This window comes from Virgibacillus proomii, from assembly GCF_018916875.1.
GTDB lineage: Bacteria > Bacillota > Bacilli > Bacillales > Amphibacillaceae > Virgibacillus > Virgibacillus proomii_B.
In genome coordinates, this window is sequence record NZ_JAHLNO010000018.1 from 102,309 (window position 1) to 118,717 (window position 16,409).

General features: G+C 36.8%; 13 protein-coding genes and 1 pseudogene. 7 read left to right on the plus strand and 7 right to left on the minus strand.

The genetic code is table 11. The annotated features are described in order from the left end of the window. Positions 1-377 precede the first annotated feature (377 nt). On the plus strand, positions 378-1,901 hold the full coding sequence (gene scpC, locus KQI21_RS07190; protein ID WP_216483537.1) for a succinyl-CoA:acetate CoA-transferase ScpC: 1,524 nt from the start codon (positions 378-380) through the stop codon (positions 1,899-1,901). A gap of 854 nt (positions 1,902-2,755) precedes the next feature. Beyond that, a complete protein-coding gene (locus KQI21_RS07195) occupies positions 2,756-3,295 on the plus strand; it encodes a D-glycero-alpha-D-manno-heptose-1,7-bisphosphate 7-phosphatase (protein WP_216483538.1) in 540 nt (179 codons plus the stop codon). 329 nt (positions 3,296-3,624) lie between these two features. On the opposite strand, the gene htpX is transcribed toward KQI21_RS07195, so the two are convergent. After that, on the minus strand, positions 3,625-4,500 hold the full coding sequence (htpX, locus tag KQI21_RS07200; RefSeq protein WP_216483539.1) for a protease HtpX: 876 nt from the start codon (positions 4,498-4,500) through the stop codon (positions 3,625-3,627). Between the two features lie 486 nt (positions 4,501-4,986). Between htpX and wrbA the strand changes: the two genes are divergently transcribed. From wrbA to panC, 3 genes are all read left to right on the plus strand, one after another. Continuing rightward, a complete protein-coding gene (gene wrbA / locus KQI21_RS07205; protein WP_216483540.1) occupies positions 4,987-5,589 on the plus strand; it encodes an NAD(P)H:quinone oxidoreductase in 603 nt (200 codons plus the stop codon). A gap of 522 nt (positions 5,590-6,111) precedes the next feature. Continuing rightward, the gene (panB, locus tag KQI21_RS07210) at positions 6,112-6,948 is read left to right on the plus strand and encodes a 3-methyl-2-oxobutanoate hydroxymethyltransferase (RefSeq protein ID WP_216483541.1); all 837 of its coding nucleotides are present in this window, start codon (positions 6,112-6,114) and stop codon (positions 6,946-6,948) included. A gap of 1 nt (position 6,949) precedes the next feature. Then, a complete protein-coding gene (panC, locus tag KQI21_RS07215) occupies positions 6,950-7,807 on the plus strand; it encodes a pantoate--beta-alanine ligase (RefSeq protein ID WP_216483542.1) in 858 nt (285 codons plus the stop codon). A gap of 165 nt (positions 7,808-7,972) precedes the next feature. Here the strand turns inward: panC and KQI21_RS07220 are convergent. The 4 genes and pseudogenes from KQI21_RS07220 to KQI21_RS07235 form a co-directional block, all read right to left on the minus strand. After that, positions 7,973-8,153, minus strand: a pseudogene (locus KQI21_RS07220) (transposase); the annotation flags it as partial. A 61-nt stretch (positions 8,154-8,214) separates the two neighbouring features. Then, the gene (locus KQI21_RS07225; protein ID WP_216483543.1) at positions 8,215-8,364 is read right to left on the minus strand and encodes a hypothetical protein; all 150 of its coding nucleotides are present in this window, start codon (positions 8,362-8,364) and stop codon (positions 8,215-8,217) included. A 292-nt stretch (positions 8,365-8,656) separates the two neighbouring features. After that, positions 8,657-9,091: an NUDIX hydrolase gene (locus KQI21_RS07230; RefSeq protein WP_216483544.1), complete on the minus strand. Its 435-nt coding sequence runs from the start codon at positions 9,089-9,091 to the stop codon at positions 8,657-8,659. Positions 9,092-9,824: 733 nt separating this feature from the next. Then, complete coding sequence (locus KQI21_RS07235; protein ID WP_216483545.1) at positions 9,825-9,974, minus strand: hypothetical protein; 150 nt, start codon at positions 9,972-9,974, stop codon at positions 9,825-9,827. Positions 9,975-10,343: 369 nt separating this feature from the next. Here KQI21_RS07235 and rlmN point away from each other — a divergent pair, with 369 nt between their 5' ends. Beyond that, on the plus strand, positions 10,344-11,432 hold the full coding sequence (gene rlmN / locus KQI21_RS07240) for a dual-specificity RNA methyltransferase RlmN (protein WP_216483546.1): 1,089 nt from the start codon (positions 10,344-10,346) through the stop codon (positions 11,430-11,432). Between the two features lie 441 nt (positions 11,433-11,873). On the opposite strand, the gene KQI21_RS07245 is transcribed toward rlmN, so the two are convergent. After that, entirely contained in the window at positions 11,874-12,266 is a 393-nt protein-coding gene (locus tag KQI21_RS07245) for a thiol-disulfide oxidoreductase DCC family protein (RefSeq protein WP_216483547.1), read from the minus strand. Positions 12,267-12,939: 673 nt separating this feature from the next. Here KQI21_RS07245 and KQI21_RS07250 point away from each other — a divergent pair. After that, complete coding sequence (locus KQI21_RS07250; protein WP_216483548.1) at positions 12,940-14,982, plus strand: catalase; 2,043 nt, start codon at positions 12,940-12,942, stop codon at positions 14,980-14,982. A 572-nt stretch (positions 14,983-15,554) separates the two neighbouring features. Here KQI21_RS07250 and fdhD read toward each other — a convergent pair. Further along, complete coding sequence (fdhD, locus tag KQI21_RS07255; protein ID WP_216483549.1) at positions 15,555-16,364, minus strand: formate dehydrogenase accessory sulfurtransferase FdhD; 810 nt, start codon at positions 16,362-16,364, stop codon at positions 15,555-15,557. Positions 16,365-16,409: the final 45 nt, after the last annotated feature.

Sequence of the window (16,409 nt, forward strand, 5' to 3'; positions counted from 1 at the left end):
TGCGAGCTTTTGTAACGAAAATTGAAAGGAGGTAAGATCAGAGTTTATGAAAAAAATAGAAGAGTTATTTAGGTTTATTCTTATATGATTGTTTTGACTGCTACTATATATTGATTCATAATGTTCTTTATGCAGTTGTAATTATAGGATTGATTGTTAATGCAAAAATAATTAAATAAAAAACAAGTAATTCGTTTTTCAACTAGGCGTTGTGTGTACTTAAAGGCTTGTCACCAGCCAAGTTTCGTGTCTGCTTTAGCCATTAATTTTGCTGTTTCATACCGATTTTAGCTCTTTTTGACACCTATCCACAAAAAAGAAAGCGCTTCAGATAAAATAGATTGTAAATTCTTAATAAACAAGAAAGGGGTCTGGGGATGGGTATAATGCAGGAAAGAATCGAGGATAGTCGATTACATGATCGAATTGTCACCGCAGACGAAGCAGCATCATGGATTCAGGATGGCATGACGTTGGGACTTAGTGGCTTTACCCGGGCAGGGGATGCAAAAGCTGTTCCAACTGCGCTCGTCCGAAGAGCAGAGAATGGTGAGCAATTAAAGGTAAATATATTTACAGGTGCTTCTTTAGGCGCCAATATTGATAAAATGTTGGCAGAAATTGGATTAGTGAATAAACGCTTGCCGTTTCAGGCTGATCCAAGTATGCGAAAGAAAATAAATGAAGGGGATCATTTATTTGTTGATCAACATCTTTCACATACTGCAGAATTATTAAGAAGCAATGTACTCGATTGCGTTGACTATGCAATTTTGGAAGCGATTTCTATAACGGAAGATGGGCAGATCATTCCGACAACATCTATTGGAAATTCGCTTGCTTTTGCAGAAAATGCGAAAGCAATTATTGTTGAAATTAATACAGCTCATTCGCCATTGCTAAAAGGGGTGCATGATTTATACAGTCCAAATGAACAAGGTAATCGTGATCCCATACCGTTAACAAAAGTAGATGATCGTATTGGCTCAATTGGAATTTCGGTAGATATAAATAAAATAAAGGGCATTGTCTTCACAAATCAACCGGATTCGCCTTCTACCATTGTTCAGCCAGATAATGAAACGGAAATAATGGCGGGCTATTTATTGGACTTTTTGCGCGATGAGATTGCACAAGGGCGTTTGACGAAGAAGTTAGCGCCATTACAGTCAGGTATAGGATCAGTTGCCAATGCGGTTTTGCATGGAATAATCAATTCGGAATTTGAGGACCTGCAAGTATATTCAGAAGTATTACAAGACGCTGTTTTTGACTTAATTGATGCTAATAAAGTTAAGACTGCATCGGCTTGCTCGATCACGTTATCTCAGGAAAAGATGGATAAGGTCTTTAACAGCTTTGAAAAGTATCGAGATAAAATTATAATGCGACCACAGGAAATTTCAAATCATCCGGAAATTATTCGCCGTTTGGGAATTATCGCTATTAATACCGCATTAGAAGTTGATATTTATGGTAATGTGAATTCAACTCATGTGCTAGGAACGAAGATGATGAATGGAATTGGTGGTTCAGGTGATTTTGCGCGAAACGCAAGATTGTCTATTTTTGTTACGAAATCAATTGCTAAGCATGGCAAAATTTCGAGTGTTGTTCCATTTGTATCTCATGTTGATCATACAGAACATGATGTAGACGTACTTGTTACCGAGCAGGGATATGCTGATTTACGAGGACTCGCACCAAGAGAGAGAGTACCATTAATTATTGAAAGCTGTGCTCATCCTATGTATCGGGAGCAATTGTGGGAGTATTATCGAGAAGCATTAAAAGGTGGTGGACAAACACCTCATAACTTGGAAAAAGCGCTCAGCTGGCATATTAATTTTTCGAATAATGGAACAATGCGTAGTCTTATCCCATCAAAGATGATGTTTTAGCTTTTATCCTGCACGTAACTGGGCAGTAAGACCTGTCCGTCTATGCTACGAGGTGAAACCTAGGAGGATAAGTAGAGGAACCAACTACAAGTCAAATGCCCAATCCTGTTCTAACAACCAGTGAGGGATAAAAAAAACCCCACTGATTGAAGATTCACTTTATATTTAGTTTTGCTTAGGATTTGTTAACTTGGCAGTATCATAACAAACTGTAACAAATAATCTTTTATAGTGAAAATCGTTTGAACTAACATTTTAATGGAGAATAAAAATAGAGTAAAGCCTTAGGTTATCGTAAATCGAGGTATAGAAACAAAGGGGTATGAAATAATATTAATAATAGGAGCTTCATTTCTTAAAAAGAGATGAAGCTTTTTTATACTATAGGTAAAGTATAAAACTTTAGGCTTTATAGTATAAGAAAAACTATAGCTTTCGTCATAAAGACTTGGCGACAAGCCAAGTTTTTCTAATGTCTAGGAAATGATATCCGTTTTTCCATGGGGCTGTCTTATTGAAAATGCATCGTCTAGCTTTTGTTCTATGTTAAATAAGTTTTAAGATGTGGGGATTCGATGGTGTCGAGTAAATACAATCGACAGCAAGCTTTCTAAAATAAGTGAGTCTCTGTTACCTAGATCAAATATGGGTTTTCTTAAGTTAGTTCGTTTTCATTCCCTGCACTTAAAGTGTGAATAAGACTTCGATTGTAAGGAGCTACCTTCCGAATGAGTGGTGGTACGGATTCACTATCTTTTCTGTCCGATAAATCGGTACGGAAAAATATCAGATGTAATACCCGCTGCGCGCTGCTGTATAAAGAATGCGCTTTTTTTAAGAAAGAGGTGATAAATATGAGTAAGCGAGCTGTATTTTTAGATCGAGATGGAGTAATTAACGAGGTACTGACAAAACGAGTTACTTTTGTCAATCATCCTGATGATTTCTATCTATTACATGGGGTTGGACCGTCTATTAAGCGATTTAACGAGTTAGGTTATTATGTATTTGTTGTAACTAATCAAGGCGGTATCGGGCTAGGATATATGACTGAAGCAGAATTGACTAGTGTACATGAAAAAATGATAACAGAGCTTGCAGCATACGGTGCAGAAATTCATGCGATAGCTTATTGCCCGCATCAGCCTGATGCTGGATGCAGTTGCCGAAAGCCTAATGCAAAAATGATTAAAGATTTAGCAAGGCAGTATAACGTTGATTTAGCAGCTAGTTATATGGTAGGGGATCGTGATGTGGATATAACAGCGGGGAAAAATGCTGGGTTAACTACCATTTTGATTGGGAAACGTGACAAAACGAATAAGAAGGCAGATTTAAATTTTTTAAATTTAACAGATGTAGCCTATTATTTGACCAATCAAGAACACAGGTAAGTAAAATAATAATCCTCCGTTTAGGTCTTTTGTCTAGTGATCGCGAAACATTTTAATATGTAGTAGGCGTGTTCAAAAAGTTACATAAAAATAAACGCAGTCACTTATGTCTCTATATAAAACCATTTCGTTTCTGGAAACCGTTCCACTCTAGAACTTGAGGGCAGGATGTAGAGAGTTAGTGTTCAACCATAAGGAAAAAAGGCAGCATACATTGCTCGCAGAAAAAAGTGCTTTTCCTTTATAAGACCGCTCAAGATTTTAGCCCTTGTTCCACTTCTATTAGTAGTAGAGGATGAAAGAAAAGTCCTACTGATAGAAGTAGAACTTTATCTTAAGCGACTAATTCTCTCATCCAAGCTTGGATGTGTTGAGAAGAAGGAGGACTTTTTCGTGCCATTTATTTTTAAGGTGGCAATCGCAGTTTCTTCTTCACGGACGCGATTTGAATAAAGCTTTAGTGATTCTAAAGCATGTCTCATTTTATCCTTTCCGGCCAAGTCTACTCCGCCACGATCTGCATGAAACTCGCGGTGCCGTGAGTAAGCAAAAACAACGAGACTGCCAAGTACGGAAAAGATGAGCTGGAAGAAGATAATCGCTATAAAATGAATAATAGGAGCAAGCTCTTCTTTTACAAAACGTGACACAATAAACGCGGCAATTCGAGCGAGGAAAACAACAAATGTATTGACGATACCTTGTAATAATGTCATGGTTACCATGTCACCATTGGCAATATGAGCAACCTCATGAGCAATGACTCCTTCAATTGCATCGTCGTCCATTTCATTTAATAGCCCACTTGAAACAGCTACCAAGGAGTGTTTCTTTGATGGACCTGTTGCAAAAGCATTCACTTCTTTTCCCTGATAAATGCCTACCTCAGGCATATGCATTAATCCAGCAGCTCTTGCCAGACGGTGAACTTTTTCCACTACTTCTTTTTCTTGCTCTGTTAAATGATCATTTGGTTCGATAATTCGAACACCCATGATTCTTTTTGCCATCCAACGAGACATGGCTAATGAGATAAATGAACCGGTAAAACCGATAATGGCGCTAAAGATTAATAGTGTTCCCAACTGTAATTGACCATCTTCTCCAATATACTTCCAGGTTCCGGGAATCAGTGTAAAAATAATGGAAATGGTTAACAGTACAAGGATGTTTGTTAACAAAAAATATAAAATTCGTTTTCCCATTGTTTCAATCCTTTCTTTTTTCCCCTCTAAACTAGTATTAATTATATGATGTTATTAATCAACTAACAACAATAAGATATAAAAAGTTACAGAAAATTTATAAATTAGCTTTATATATGATGAAACTAAAAGCGAATATCCAAAGTGCGGGTGGCAAAATTGAACCATCCAATATGTTTGGCGACTCTGGTTCTAACTGAAATAATTCAGCTTCCTAAAATAAAATTATCTTGATTCTCGGTAGCTTTTCCGCGAATCTTTCGCACATGCTATAAAAACGACTAGCTGATTTTGAGCAACATACTAATTTTTTGTATGAGTTAGTTAGTTGACAGAACATATTATGTTGATTATTATAGTTACGTAAAGTAACTAGTTTATCAAACGATATTAATGTTGCTTTTATGAATAATTCAGTGCAGTAAGGGAAATTTATGTAACAGCATTTCATAAACATCAACTGCAAGGCATAAAGGAGACGATATAATGGAAAAAGTAAAATTATCTATTATTTACTACAGCTCAACCGGAATTAACTATCAATTAAGTACGTGGGCAAAAGAAGCAGCTACAGAAGCAGGTGCGGAAGTCCGTCTAGTAAAGGTTCCAGAACTTGCACCAGAATCAGCAATTGTACAAAATCCAGCATGGAAAGCTCACTATGAAGCAACAAAAAATGTAAAAGAAGCTACATCTGATGATATTGAATGGGCAGATGCTATTATCTTTTCGACGCCGACACGTTTTGGGAATGTTGCTTCTCAAATGAAGCAATTTATTGATATGCAAGGCGGGCTTTGGAGTGCCGGGAAAACAACCAACAAAGTAGTTAGTGCGATGTCCTCAGCATCCAATCCACATGGTGGACAAGAAGCTACTGTTTTATCATTATATACTTCCATGATGCATTGGGGAGCAATCATTGTACCTCCTGGATACACGGATGATAGTGCGTTTGTTTCAGGTGGAAATCCTTATGGTGTGAGTGTGACACAAGACCAAAATGGTAAGATGGTAGAAGATGTAGAAGCAGCAGTAAAACATCAAGCAAAACGGACGATTGAAGTTGCGAAGAAAATAAAAGCATAACTCTTTTAAAAACAAGCTGATTGGCTAATCGATCAGCTTGTTTAGCCTATTTCAATCGTGAAGTGATAGCTTAAAAACTGGTAGTGATAATTAAATGAAACTTTATTTAGTGAGGCTTTTTTCGTCTACGAAAGAGTAAGGTTAAGGTCTATGTATCAGTACCGAAGCTTTTTCTTATTGTCTAGGAAACGATATCCGTTTTTACATGGTAGCTATCTTTTTAAAAGGATCTTCATCTAACTTATCTCCTTAGAACCTCTCCAATTTTTACGTCCAAATCGAACGTGTATTTCTATGGCGCCCAAGCTGTAGCAAATTTCAGTTTCTTTAATCTCCGAAGTAGACGGTACCTATTCATAATAAATAAAGGAAAATAGAAAAATAACAGAAAATTTGCTATAATTTTTAAGATACAATTTTTTAAAAAAGGGATCCATTCGGCGGCTGATTATCTATAAAAAAAGTAGCTATAGAGAACGTTTGAAGATTTGCTCTACTTTCTAACAAGACAGGAGGATATAAATGAAGTCAACAACCGATTTTCGGCAAATGAAACAAGCAGGAGAAAAAATTACCATGCTGACTGCCTATGATTATCCGCAGGCGAAGCTTGCAGAACAAGCAGGTATAGATGTGATTTTAGTCGGCGATTCATTAGGAATGGTTGTTCTTGGCTATGATTCAACCGTTCCTGTTACTATAAGTGATATGATTCATCATACTAAAGCGGTTAAACGGGGAGCACTAGATACATTCATTGTAACAGACTTACCTTTTATGTCCTTTCATATAAGTAAAGAAGAAGCGCTTCGAGCTGCGGGTAAAATCATGCAGGTGGGTGGAGCACATGCAGTCAAGTTGGAAGGTGGAGGAGAAGTAATAGAAACAATCAAAGCTCTAACCAATGCCGGTGTTCCGGTGGTGGGACATCTTGGATTAACACCACAAACAGCTGGGGTGCTTGGCGGGTATAAAGTACAGGCGAAAACTGCTAAACAAGCGACAAGTCTGATTAAAGATGCCAAAAGATGTGAAGCAGCAGGAGCTTTTGCACTTGTGTTGGAGTGTATTCCCCATCAGCTTGCGAAAGAAGTTTCTTCCCAGCTAAACATTCCCGTCATTGGGATTGGTGCAGGTCCTCAAACCGATGGACAGGTGCTTGTATTTCATGATGTGGTTACATTTGGAGTAGATCGTATTCCTAAATTTGTTAAAAAGTTTGCTGATGTAAATCATGAAATTTCTCAGGGGATAAGTGACTATGTTCGAGAGGTAAAAACAGGTACATTTCCCGAAATAAACAAGCATACATTTAAAATGGAACAGGAAGAATTGGCTTCCTTGTATGGAGGGAAATAAATTGAAAATTATTTCATCAAAGCGCGAAATAAACCAATGGGCAAGGCAATCAAAGGTAAATGGTAAATCAATTGGGTTTGTTCCGACAATGGGATTTTTGCATGAGGGACATCTAGCGCTTGTAAAAGAAGCTAGACAAGAAAATGATTGCGTAATTATGAGCATTTTTGTTAATCCGCTTCAGTTTGGACCAAGCGAGGATTATGATATGTATCCCCGAGATGCAGAGCGTGATAAAAAACTGGCTAAGGAAGCGGGTGTTGATATATTATTTATGCCAAGTGTAGATGAGATGTATAAGAAGAAACAGTCCGTAAAGATGATGGTAACAGAACGGACAAATAGGCTATGCGGAGCTAAGCGACCAAGGCATTTTGACGGTGTGGTCATGGTTCTAACTAAACTATTTCATCTCACCGTACCCGATCGTGCTTATTTTGGCTTAAAAGATGCACAGCAGTTTGCAATTGTATCAGCACTTGTCGATGATTTAGATTTTCCTGTGGAAGTTATTCCGGTTAATACTGTAAGAGAACCTTCTGGACTAGCAATTAGCTCTAGAAATGTCTACTTGACGGATGAGGAAAGAGAAAAAGCTGCTGCTTTGTATCATAGCTTATTGCTAGGGAAAAAACTGATCGAAGAGGGAGAGACCGACGTCACCGTTATTACTAATACTGTTAGTGACTATCTCCATCAACAGCTGACCGCCAAAATTGATTATGTAGAGCTATTAAGCTTTCCTGAATTGGAAACAATATCTGTAGCCAGTGGAAAAATGATTCTTGCAGTAGCGATTCAATTTTCAGCGGTAAGGCTTATTGACAATATAATATTGAGAGTTAGCCTTTGCTCTTAGCAAAACAAGAAGTTAATTGTAATCAGAATCTTATTACAAGTGTTGCATGATATGCCGTAGGAAAAAGCAATGTTCACGGCATGGGTTTGTCAAAAAAAAGTGTGTAAGTCCACTTTATTCAAGGTATTTTAAAACCCTATCTTTTAGCTCATCATGAAAGAGCAGCTAGTTCCTGACCATGACCCAGTTTTGATATGACCGCCATCCCACTTTGTTTCCAGTTCTTTAATACGCAAATATAGTATTTTTAAAGGGCATTCTCATGAGGGAATGCTCCTTTTTTGGTCACTTTCCTGAAGCTGGAGTGGATGCTTTCAACGGCGTTAGTGGTATACATCATTTTCCTTGCGCTTGGTATCATTTCTACAAATGCCTCAAGTTTGTGGTCTAACTGCGCTAATTTCTTTTTATAAAGCATATTGGCCGAGTAAATAATCCATTTCACACTTGGCAAACCGAAGACCAATTTGAATACTAATACTCTTCTTTGCCGTTTCTACCAGTTTCGTCGCCCTTTTGATACCTACACCCCTTTGTTCAAATGGCTTCCATTTCATTAAAACCTTCTTCAAGTGTCATTCTTCGGAAGTTTTAGTCAACTACCATTATACAAGATTTGGGGGAGGTACTTCTTTTTTTGTGTTTAAAACCCCTTGGGACACAAAGAATAAGAATTATGAAATTCATTCCTTTGTTTAAATTTTGTACTTCGTAAAAATCACTTATTAGAATTGCTAGGTTCTAGAATTTTCTTTGCAATTCTCATACTTTTACTTTTCATTAAACAAGTATCCTCTATATATATTTGGATGTTTGTTACCCGAGTAAGAGCTTCTATCCTTCATTTAACTAAATATAAACTCTTTCTTTTATTTTGGCAGCACGATTTATACCATCCTTTAAATAATCTGGTGCCTTGTCATTTTTTAATATTTCATCTGTAGTCATCCAATATATTTCACTAAGTTCATCTAGATCTTTTACTTTTCCTACCCCTTTTTCCCATATACATAAGAAAACAATATTTATAACATGCACGTTATCATCCGTAACAAAGGAAGTATTATGTACATAATAAACTTCTTCGGTTATTTCTACTCCTGTTTCTTCCATTATCTCTCTTTTCACCGTTCTCTCCAATATATCTCTTGTAAATCCTTCAAGTTCTACTGTCCCTCCCACTAAAGATAATTTTCCTCCTGCATGTTCTTCTTTATTACTTCTCCTACATATTAACCATTTATCATCTTTAATTACTGCGCCTTCTACATTAACTGTAAACATTCCGATCATCTCCTTTATAAATAATTTAAATTAATATTGTTATTATAGAAATTCTAGTTAATATCATATCCATATTTATAACATCGTCTAGTCTCCCCATAAATTCCGCCTCACTATGGTAAAACTGACATAAATATCTCTTGTCTGCCTTTCCCCTCGGAAGGAAGGCATAATATAATATGTTCCCTGATTAAATAACCTTAGGCTGTACTCCAAATGAAAAACATTGAGTCAGACAAATAAGTATCAATACCCTCCAAATTAACCTTAACGGGTAAAAGTCACTTCCCAACCCCATAGGACTTGTTATAGAACCCGTAGTAATTGGCAAAGATACACTCCTAATCCCTTTCTGCCTAAAAAATCTAAAAGTTGATTGTGTAATTTCATTAAAGAATACATAATTGGCTGTACCAATGACTTTCTAAAGCATCCAAGTAATGTTTTTCAAGATTGAAACTTTCTGTTTTCAATACACTTTTACCCACTTTGTATCCCCCTTATATATAATAGAAAAATTAAAATTCAACTAGAAATAATAATGCATCGTTCCAAAAATGTCAACATTTTATATAATATAAATAGTGGGAAAATTTTTGATATATAATTAATCTTTACAGGAGGTTAAAATTTGTCTAAAACTATAAATCCCCAACCGTTAACCACTAAGTCTTAACGGTTTGTTTACTGCCAATAACGGTTGTACGTGGATCTAATGTTTGCTCAACAGATTCTAACAATAATGAGCTTTTATATTTTCCATTGGCTCCATTAATTTTGTAGGCTGTCCGCGGCGCATGTTTAAAAATTGCTGCTGTAATGAACTAGCTACATAATTTGCTTTCTCACCAGTATCTGTCGCAATAACATTTATTCCAATCATAGTAAGACCTGCCCTTCCATACTACAGGTGAAACCTGGAGGAGGAAAAGCGTGAAATCGAACTACAAGTCAAATGTCCGATTCTGTTCATTCTAACAATTAGTGGGGGATAAAAGAAAACCCCCATTGATTCCCTTTATCTCGTTAGAAGCTCTTCAGGCTGTATGTTACTAACCAGAGAACTTTTAGCTTTTGTTTAGTAGTTATATTTTAGCTGTCATCGTTAAAAATATAAGATATGAAAACATCGGTATTTGCAACAAGCTCCTTCATGAAGTAAGATAATATGGTGAATCATAATTTAAACAATAGATATCTAATGTTTTTACATCACTCTGTAGACTAGATTTTCTAGAAATGAGGGTTAATCATGAGTAAACCATCCATTTATGGAATGACATATGAACAATTAAAGGATTGGCTTATCGACCATGGACAAAAGCGGTTTCGTGCGGATCAGGTGTGGAATTGGTTATATAAGAAAAGAATTAATCATTTTTCTGAGATGAAGAATGTCAATAAGGAAACGATTGTCTTACTGGAAGAACATTTTGTCCTTGGCACGCTTGCAGAAGAAGTAAAGCAAGAATCAAAAGATGGTACGATTAAGTATTTGTTCCGCCTGGCAGATGGAAATTTAATTGAAACCGTATTAATGCGTTTTAATTATGGTCTATCTGTTTGTGTTACAACCCAAGTAGGGTGTAATATTGGTTGCAGTTTTTGTGCCAGCGGCTTATTAAATAAAAGTCGTGACTTAACGAGTGGTGAAATTGTTGAACAAATAATGATGGTACAAAAAAATCTCGATTTAAAAGGAAAAGACGAGCGAGTGAGTCATATTGTTGTTATGGGAATTGGTGAACCATTAGATAACTTTGTTAATCTAATGGATTTCATCTATATCGTTAATGATGATCGTGGGTTAAATATTGGTGCTAGACATATTACTGTGTCGACAAGTGGTCTTGCTCATAAAATTTATAAGTTTGCAGATACCGGGGTTCAAGTGAACTTAGCTGTTTCTATTCATGCACCAAATAATGAATTGCGCAGAAATATTATGAAAATAAATAAGGCCTTTCCAATTGAAAAATTAATGGATGCCATTCATTACTATTTACAAAAGACAAACCGGCGCATTACTTATGAGTACATCATGTTAAAAGATGTAAATGACCATCAAGAAGAAGCACTTCAATTAGCTGAGCTATTAAAGAACCATCGCAAGCTCGCTTATGTCAATTTGATCCCATATAATACCGTTGATGAGCACAGTCAATATCAACGCAGTGATTCTGCCACCATTCAAGCTTTTTTTGAAACATTGAAAGAGCAAGAAATTAATTGTGGTGTGCGTTGGGAAAATGGCTCAGATATCGATGCAGCTTGTGGTCAGTTGCGTAGTAAACAAATCAAGAAAATGAAACCAAAAAGATCAAAAAGCCTAAATAAATAGTTTTTTATAAAACAAATAAAAAAGTCTTTCTCCATCTATACGTATTGTAGGGGAAGCTTGGTATAGATAACAATATTTAATTAGGGAAAATAAGATTCAGTGGAGGCTTGAAAAGAAAGCCCCCGCTGAATTACATTTTAACCTAGATAGAAGGGGGTACCCCACTAATTAAGAAGAGATGTTTAAAATATATTCTGTTAATTATTAATATTGCGTTTTTACCTCTAATTCCATATAAAATTACGAGGCATATTTATATAAATAAGTTTGCTCTTCTTTTGAAAGTTGCAGAATATGAATTATTATATAAAGTTACCCTTATTATCTGAGGCAAATGATGAGTCTGTTTTAGGTTTAAGATCGACTCTTGAAAGTTCGATGGTTTTGCCAGGATTGCCCTTCATTTGTTCTAAGTTTAGTTCAGGAACGTTAACTATGGAATTATAAAAATCGCTTTCTCGTCATGGCAGATGGTAACCGGCAACTTTTCTTTTGCCCAAACCATTGATAACGATGTTTGGCAATAAATTGATAAACAAAGTCGCGAATTGGTCTGGGAATGATGATTAGACCGTATAATAGCTTCCATGCCCCTACAAGCTCTTTACAAATGCGAAGTGCAGCGGTTGATTTAACATAGTATTTTTCTCCGTCAAGCAGAACAAAGCTATTCATGTTCGTAGGGATTTGGTATTTTTTTAATAGTTGTTGTTGCCCGACATCTCCTTGTAGTGAGGCAAACAAAAACTGTTCTTGTTTATCACGTTTTAAAATAAATTGGACACTCCGATCACAAAAGTTACATATCCCATCAAAGAGTATTATTTTATCCATCACTGCTCACTCCTTATGCTTAAAAAATCCACCGAAGGCTTATTTCTAACGATTCATGTTTCTAATTGACAGGCTTTCCCCTCGCTGAAATTACGTCGCCTTGAACTTTGACGCACAGGACATGCTGTCTCGGCGTCCAACATGCAAGGAAAGCTTGGCAACATACACGACGTTTTTTCACGGACAAGAAAAACTCAGGCAACGATACATCGCGTTTTTTCAAGAATGGTACGATCTTACCCAGCTTTAATGCTTTTTTGAAAGGTAATCTAGTTCAAATTATAACACCCACTAATATTCTGTTTCACTTGCTGCACGATATGAAACATCAAAACAAATTATCCATTTCCTTGTGCATGTAGTTCCAAAAAGATTTGCCTCTTTTTTTAGCCTTTGATTAGCATTCATGATGGTAGACATTAAAACAGTTCTAACTAGCAGTCAAATTATTCAATGTTTCATAAATAACAAAAAAGTTCCTCCTATCCTTAAGAACCGGAAGTAATAGCGGAGAGATAAAACGTCAACTTGAATACAGTGATAAAAGTTTCGGTTTAAACAGGCAGATTAGTTTAACTGTTCAGTCATTCGGGAACTTGGTTAAGGAAAGCAAATAGTAATCCAGCAAAGTGTAGAATTCGTTATTCTTAAAATTGTAAGGAGGAAACTGGTCATGGCTGATGGACAGAAAGGAAATAGAAAGCAAAGACAGTTAGACAATTTCCGTATCGATGATAAGGGTAAAAAAATGACAACGAATCAAGGTTTAAAGATTTCGGCAGATGAATTCTCCTTAAAAGTTGGAGAAAGAGGACCAACATTAATGGAGGATTTTCATTTCCGTGAAAAAATGACGCATTTTGATCATGAGCGGATCCCGGAAAGAGTAGTTCACGCTCGTGGATCTGCAGCGCACGGGGAATTTGAACTTTATGAATCGATGAAACCTTATACAAAAGCAAAGTTTTTACAAACCCCAGGTAAAAAAACACCTGTGTTTGTCCGGTTTTCAACCGTTGCTGGTTCAAAGGGGTCTGGTGATCTTGCACGGGATGTAAGGGGTTTTGCTACTAAATTTTATACAGAAGAAGGAAATTATGATCTTGTTGGTAATAATATTCCCGTCTTTTTTATTCAGGATGCCATTAAATTTCCGGATTTTATCCATGCAGTAAAGCCTGAACCTCATAACGGTATTCCTCAGGCTGCTTCTGCACATGATACTTTTTGGGATTTTGTTGCAAATAATCAGGAAACAGCTCATATGGTTATGTGGCAAATGTCCGATCGGGCTATTCCACGCAGCTATCGAATGATGGAAGGCTTTGGTGTGCACACGTTTCGACTAGTCAATGACCAAGGAAAAGGTACGTTTGTAAAATTTCATTGGAAGCCAAAATTAGGCGTTCATTCAACCGTGTGGGATGAAGCACAAAAGATTAACGGGAAGAATCCTGATTTTCATCGCCAAGACTTGTACGAATCGATTGAAAACGGGGATTATCCAGAATTTGAACTAGGCGTTCAGTTAATCTCTGAAGAGGATGAAGATTTGTTTAGTTTTGATCTATTAGACCCTACAAAATTATGGCCAGAAGAAGATATACCAGTAAAAATAATTGGAAAAATGACATTAAATCGAAATATCGATAATGTGTTCGCTGAAACGGAACAGGTAGCTTTTCATCCGGGTCATGTGGTTCCTGGCATTGATTTTACAAATGACCCATTATTACAGGGCCGTTTATTTTCTTATACAGATACACAATTGATCAGACTCGGTGGTCCTAACTTTCATGAGCTACCAATTAATCGACCTGTTTGTCCGTTTCATAATAACCAACGTGATGGCTATGCCAGACACACAATAAACGTTGGACAGGTCAGTTATTACAAAAATTCACTAGCTAATAATACTCCTAAGCCAGCAACTGTTGTAGAAGGGGGGGATGAGCATTATCAGGAAAAAGTAGAAGGACGGAAGATTCGTGCCCGCAGTGATAGTTTTAAAGATCATTTTTCACAGGCAACCTTATTTTGGAACAGTATGAGTAAAATAGAGAAGCAGCATATTATTGATGCTTTTAGCTTTGAGTTAGGTAAAGTAAAAAATCAAACTGTTAAACAGCAAGTAGTGGATATGTTTAGTCATGTAGATTTAAAAATGGTGCAGGAAATTGCAACAAATATTGGGGTTACACCTCCAGAAAAAGGGGGTTCTTCGATTACAAAGCGGTCACCAGCGCTTAGCCAAGAAAATACTACTAAAAAAGCTGCAACAAGGAAAGTCGCTGTACTCATAGATGACGAGTTTCTTACCGATAAAGTCGTTGTTATTTTAAATCGTTTAGCTAAAAATGGAGTCCATCCGATATTAGTCAGCAATAAACTTGGACACGTAACTGGCTCAGACGGGCAAACACTAAATGTTAATAATAGCTTTTTAACAGCTGATTCAGTATTGTTTGACGCTGTATATATTGCTGGTGGAAAGCGAAAGAGCATAGAATTTCATAATAAAGCACGCTATTTTGTAAATGAAGCATTCCAACATTACAAGCCTATTGGTGCGATGAATGAAGGAAAGAAAGTCTTAGATGAAATAGGTATCAGAAGTGATTTAGGCGTAATTACGGATTCATCCTTGGAGCGATTGATTCAACGATTTACAGAGGCCATTTCTGTTCATCGGTTTTGGGAGCGAAAAAAAGACTAATTATTTATGATTGGTGCGAACGAGTGCTGTACGACAGCACTCGTTATTTTAGCTAGGAAATTACATCCATTTCTACATGGCGGATAACTTTTTTGAAAAGTGGCATCGTTTAGCATATGTGATTAAGCTGTTGCAATTTCGATCTTCTTCTACGATAAGTCAACATCGGCTTAAATCTAAAGGAAAGCCGACTAAAAGCGGGCTTGTCGCTCAGGCGTCGACATACCCCTGTTTTAGAGACATGTTTCCTTATCTTGAATGGAAGGTGCTGTATTTCTCTCATTTAAAAAATCTGCTTAATATTTTGTGAACTTTACAAGAAAAACGACTCTTAAATTTACGATTCATTGGAGTCGACAGGACAAGAAAGGTTTCTTGAATAGACATCGCACGCAGAAAAAGCGCTTTTCTTTTTCAAGGACAAGAAACAACCACGACAGCGATACTTCGCACGCAGAAAAAGTGCTTTCCTTTCAAGGATAGAGAAAGCTACATCAGCGATACATCGCGGTTTTTCAAGGACAGAGAAAGCCTCTTGAATAAATATCGCGGTTTTTCAAGGACGCTTTGTTCTAATCGGGATCTTCTGCGTAAGCTAGTTCCTGTATTCTAGAGGGGTGGGTATAGACATTAAGTCGATCTTTTCTTGCAAAACCGATGACAGTAATACCAAGTTCATCAGCTAGATGTAATGCTAAATTGGTTGGCGCAGATTTGGAAATGAGAATAGGGATCCGCATTTTAGCTATTTTTAACAATACTTCAGAGGAAACTCTTCCGCTAAAAGCGATAATTTTATCTTGCACCGGGATGTGATTAATTAGGACACTGCCAAACAGCTTATCTAAAGCATTATGTCTACCAATATCTGTACGAATCAGCTGTAGTCCTCTTGTTTTAGCTAATGCGGCATTGTGTACGTCTCCTGTTTGGCGATATTGATCCGATACTTGTTGCAGCTGTTCCATTAAATATAAACAATTGCTAGCAGAAATAGTTAGTTTTGACATCACCGTCCGTGTTGTTTTTGCGTCATTCCTTAAATAAAACTGGCGACTTTTTCCACAACAGGAGCCAATAAAGCGCTTCGAGTAGTCTTGGGCATATTCGTCAGGCAGCTTGTCAATTTCAACATAGGCAAATCCTGTTTCTTCATCCATGTTAAGAGATTGAATTGCTTGATAACGGTAAATGATTCCTTCTGAAGCAAGAAAGCCGACGACCAGTTCTTTAGCATATTCCGGTGAGCAAACCAATGTAGCAAATTCTTCACCATTTACAATAATCGTAATCGGATGTTCAACAGCAATCGAAGTTGTTTGTTTTACCATTGTTCCGTTAAGAAAATGAGCAACCTCCCAATCGGTTAAATTATCCGCCATACGATCCCTCCATATCGTAAGTATCCATCTCCAATTCCTCCATTC

What these genes read in the sequence shown, in the direction of transcription:
- KQI21_RS07245 (WP_216483547.1), bottom strand. Translation starts at nt 12,266, where the DNA reads ATGGATAAAATAATACTCTTTGATGGGATATGTAACTTTTGTGATCGG.
- KQI21_RS07230 (WP_216483544.1), bottom strand. Translation starts at nt 9,091, where the DNA reads ATGTTTACAGTTAATGTAGAAGGCGCAGTAATTAAAGATGATAAATGG.
- KQI21_RS07225 (WP_216483543.1), bottom strand. Translation starts at nt 8,364, where the DNA reads ATGAAATGGAAGCCATTTGAACAAAGGGGTGTAGGTATCAAAAGGGCG.
- KQI21_RS07250 (WP_216483548.1), top strand. Translation starts at nt 12,940, where the DNA reads ATGGCTGATGGACAGAAAGGAAATAGAAAGCAAAGACAGTTAGACAAT.
- htpX (WP_216483539.1), bottom strand. Translation starts at nt 4,500, where the DNA reads ATGGGAAAACGAATTTTATATTTTTTGTTAACAAACATCCTTGTACTG.
- panB (WP_216483541.1), top strand. Translation starts at nt 6,112, where the DNA reads ATGAAGTCAACAACCGATTTTCGGCAAATGAAACAAGCAGGAGAAAAA.
- KQI21_RS07235 (WP_216483545.1), bottom strand. Translation starts at nt 9,974, where the DNA reads ATGATTGGAATAAATGTTATTGCGACAGATACTGGTGAGAAAGCAAAT.
- scpC (WP_216483537.1), top strand. Translation starts at nt 378, where the DNA reads ATGGGTATAATGCAGGAAAGAATCGAGGATAGTCGATTACATGATCGA.
- KQI21_RS07195 (WP_216483538.1), top strand. Translation starts at nt 2,756, where the DNA reads ATGAGTAAGCGAGCTGTATTTTTAGATCGAGATGGAGTAATTAACGAG.
- fdhD (WP_216483549.1), bottom strand. Translation starts at nt 16,364, where the DNA reads ATGGCGGATAATTTAACCGATTGGGAGGTTGCTCATTTTCTTAACGGA.
- wrbA (WP_216483540.1), top strand. Translation starts at nt 4,987, where the DNA reads ATGGAAAAAGTAAAATTATCTATTATTTACTACAGCTCAACCGGAATT.
- rlmN (WP_216483546.1), top strand. Translation starts at nt 10,344, where the DNA reads ATGAGTAAACCATCCATTTATGGAATGACATATGAACAATTAAAGGAT.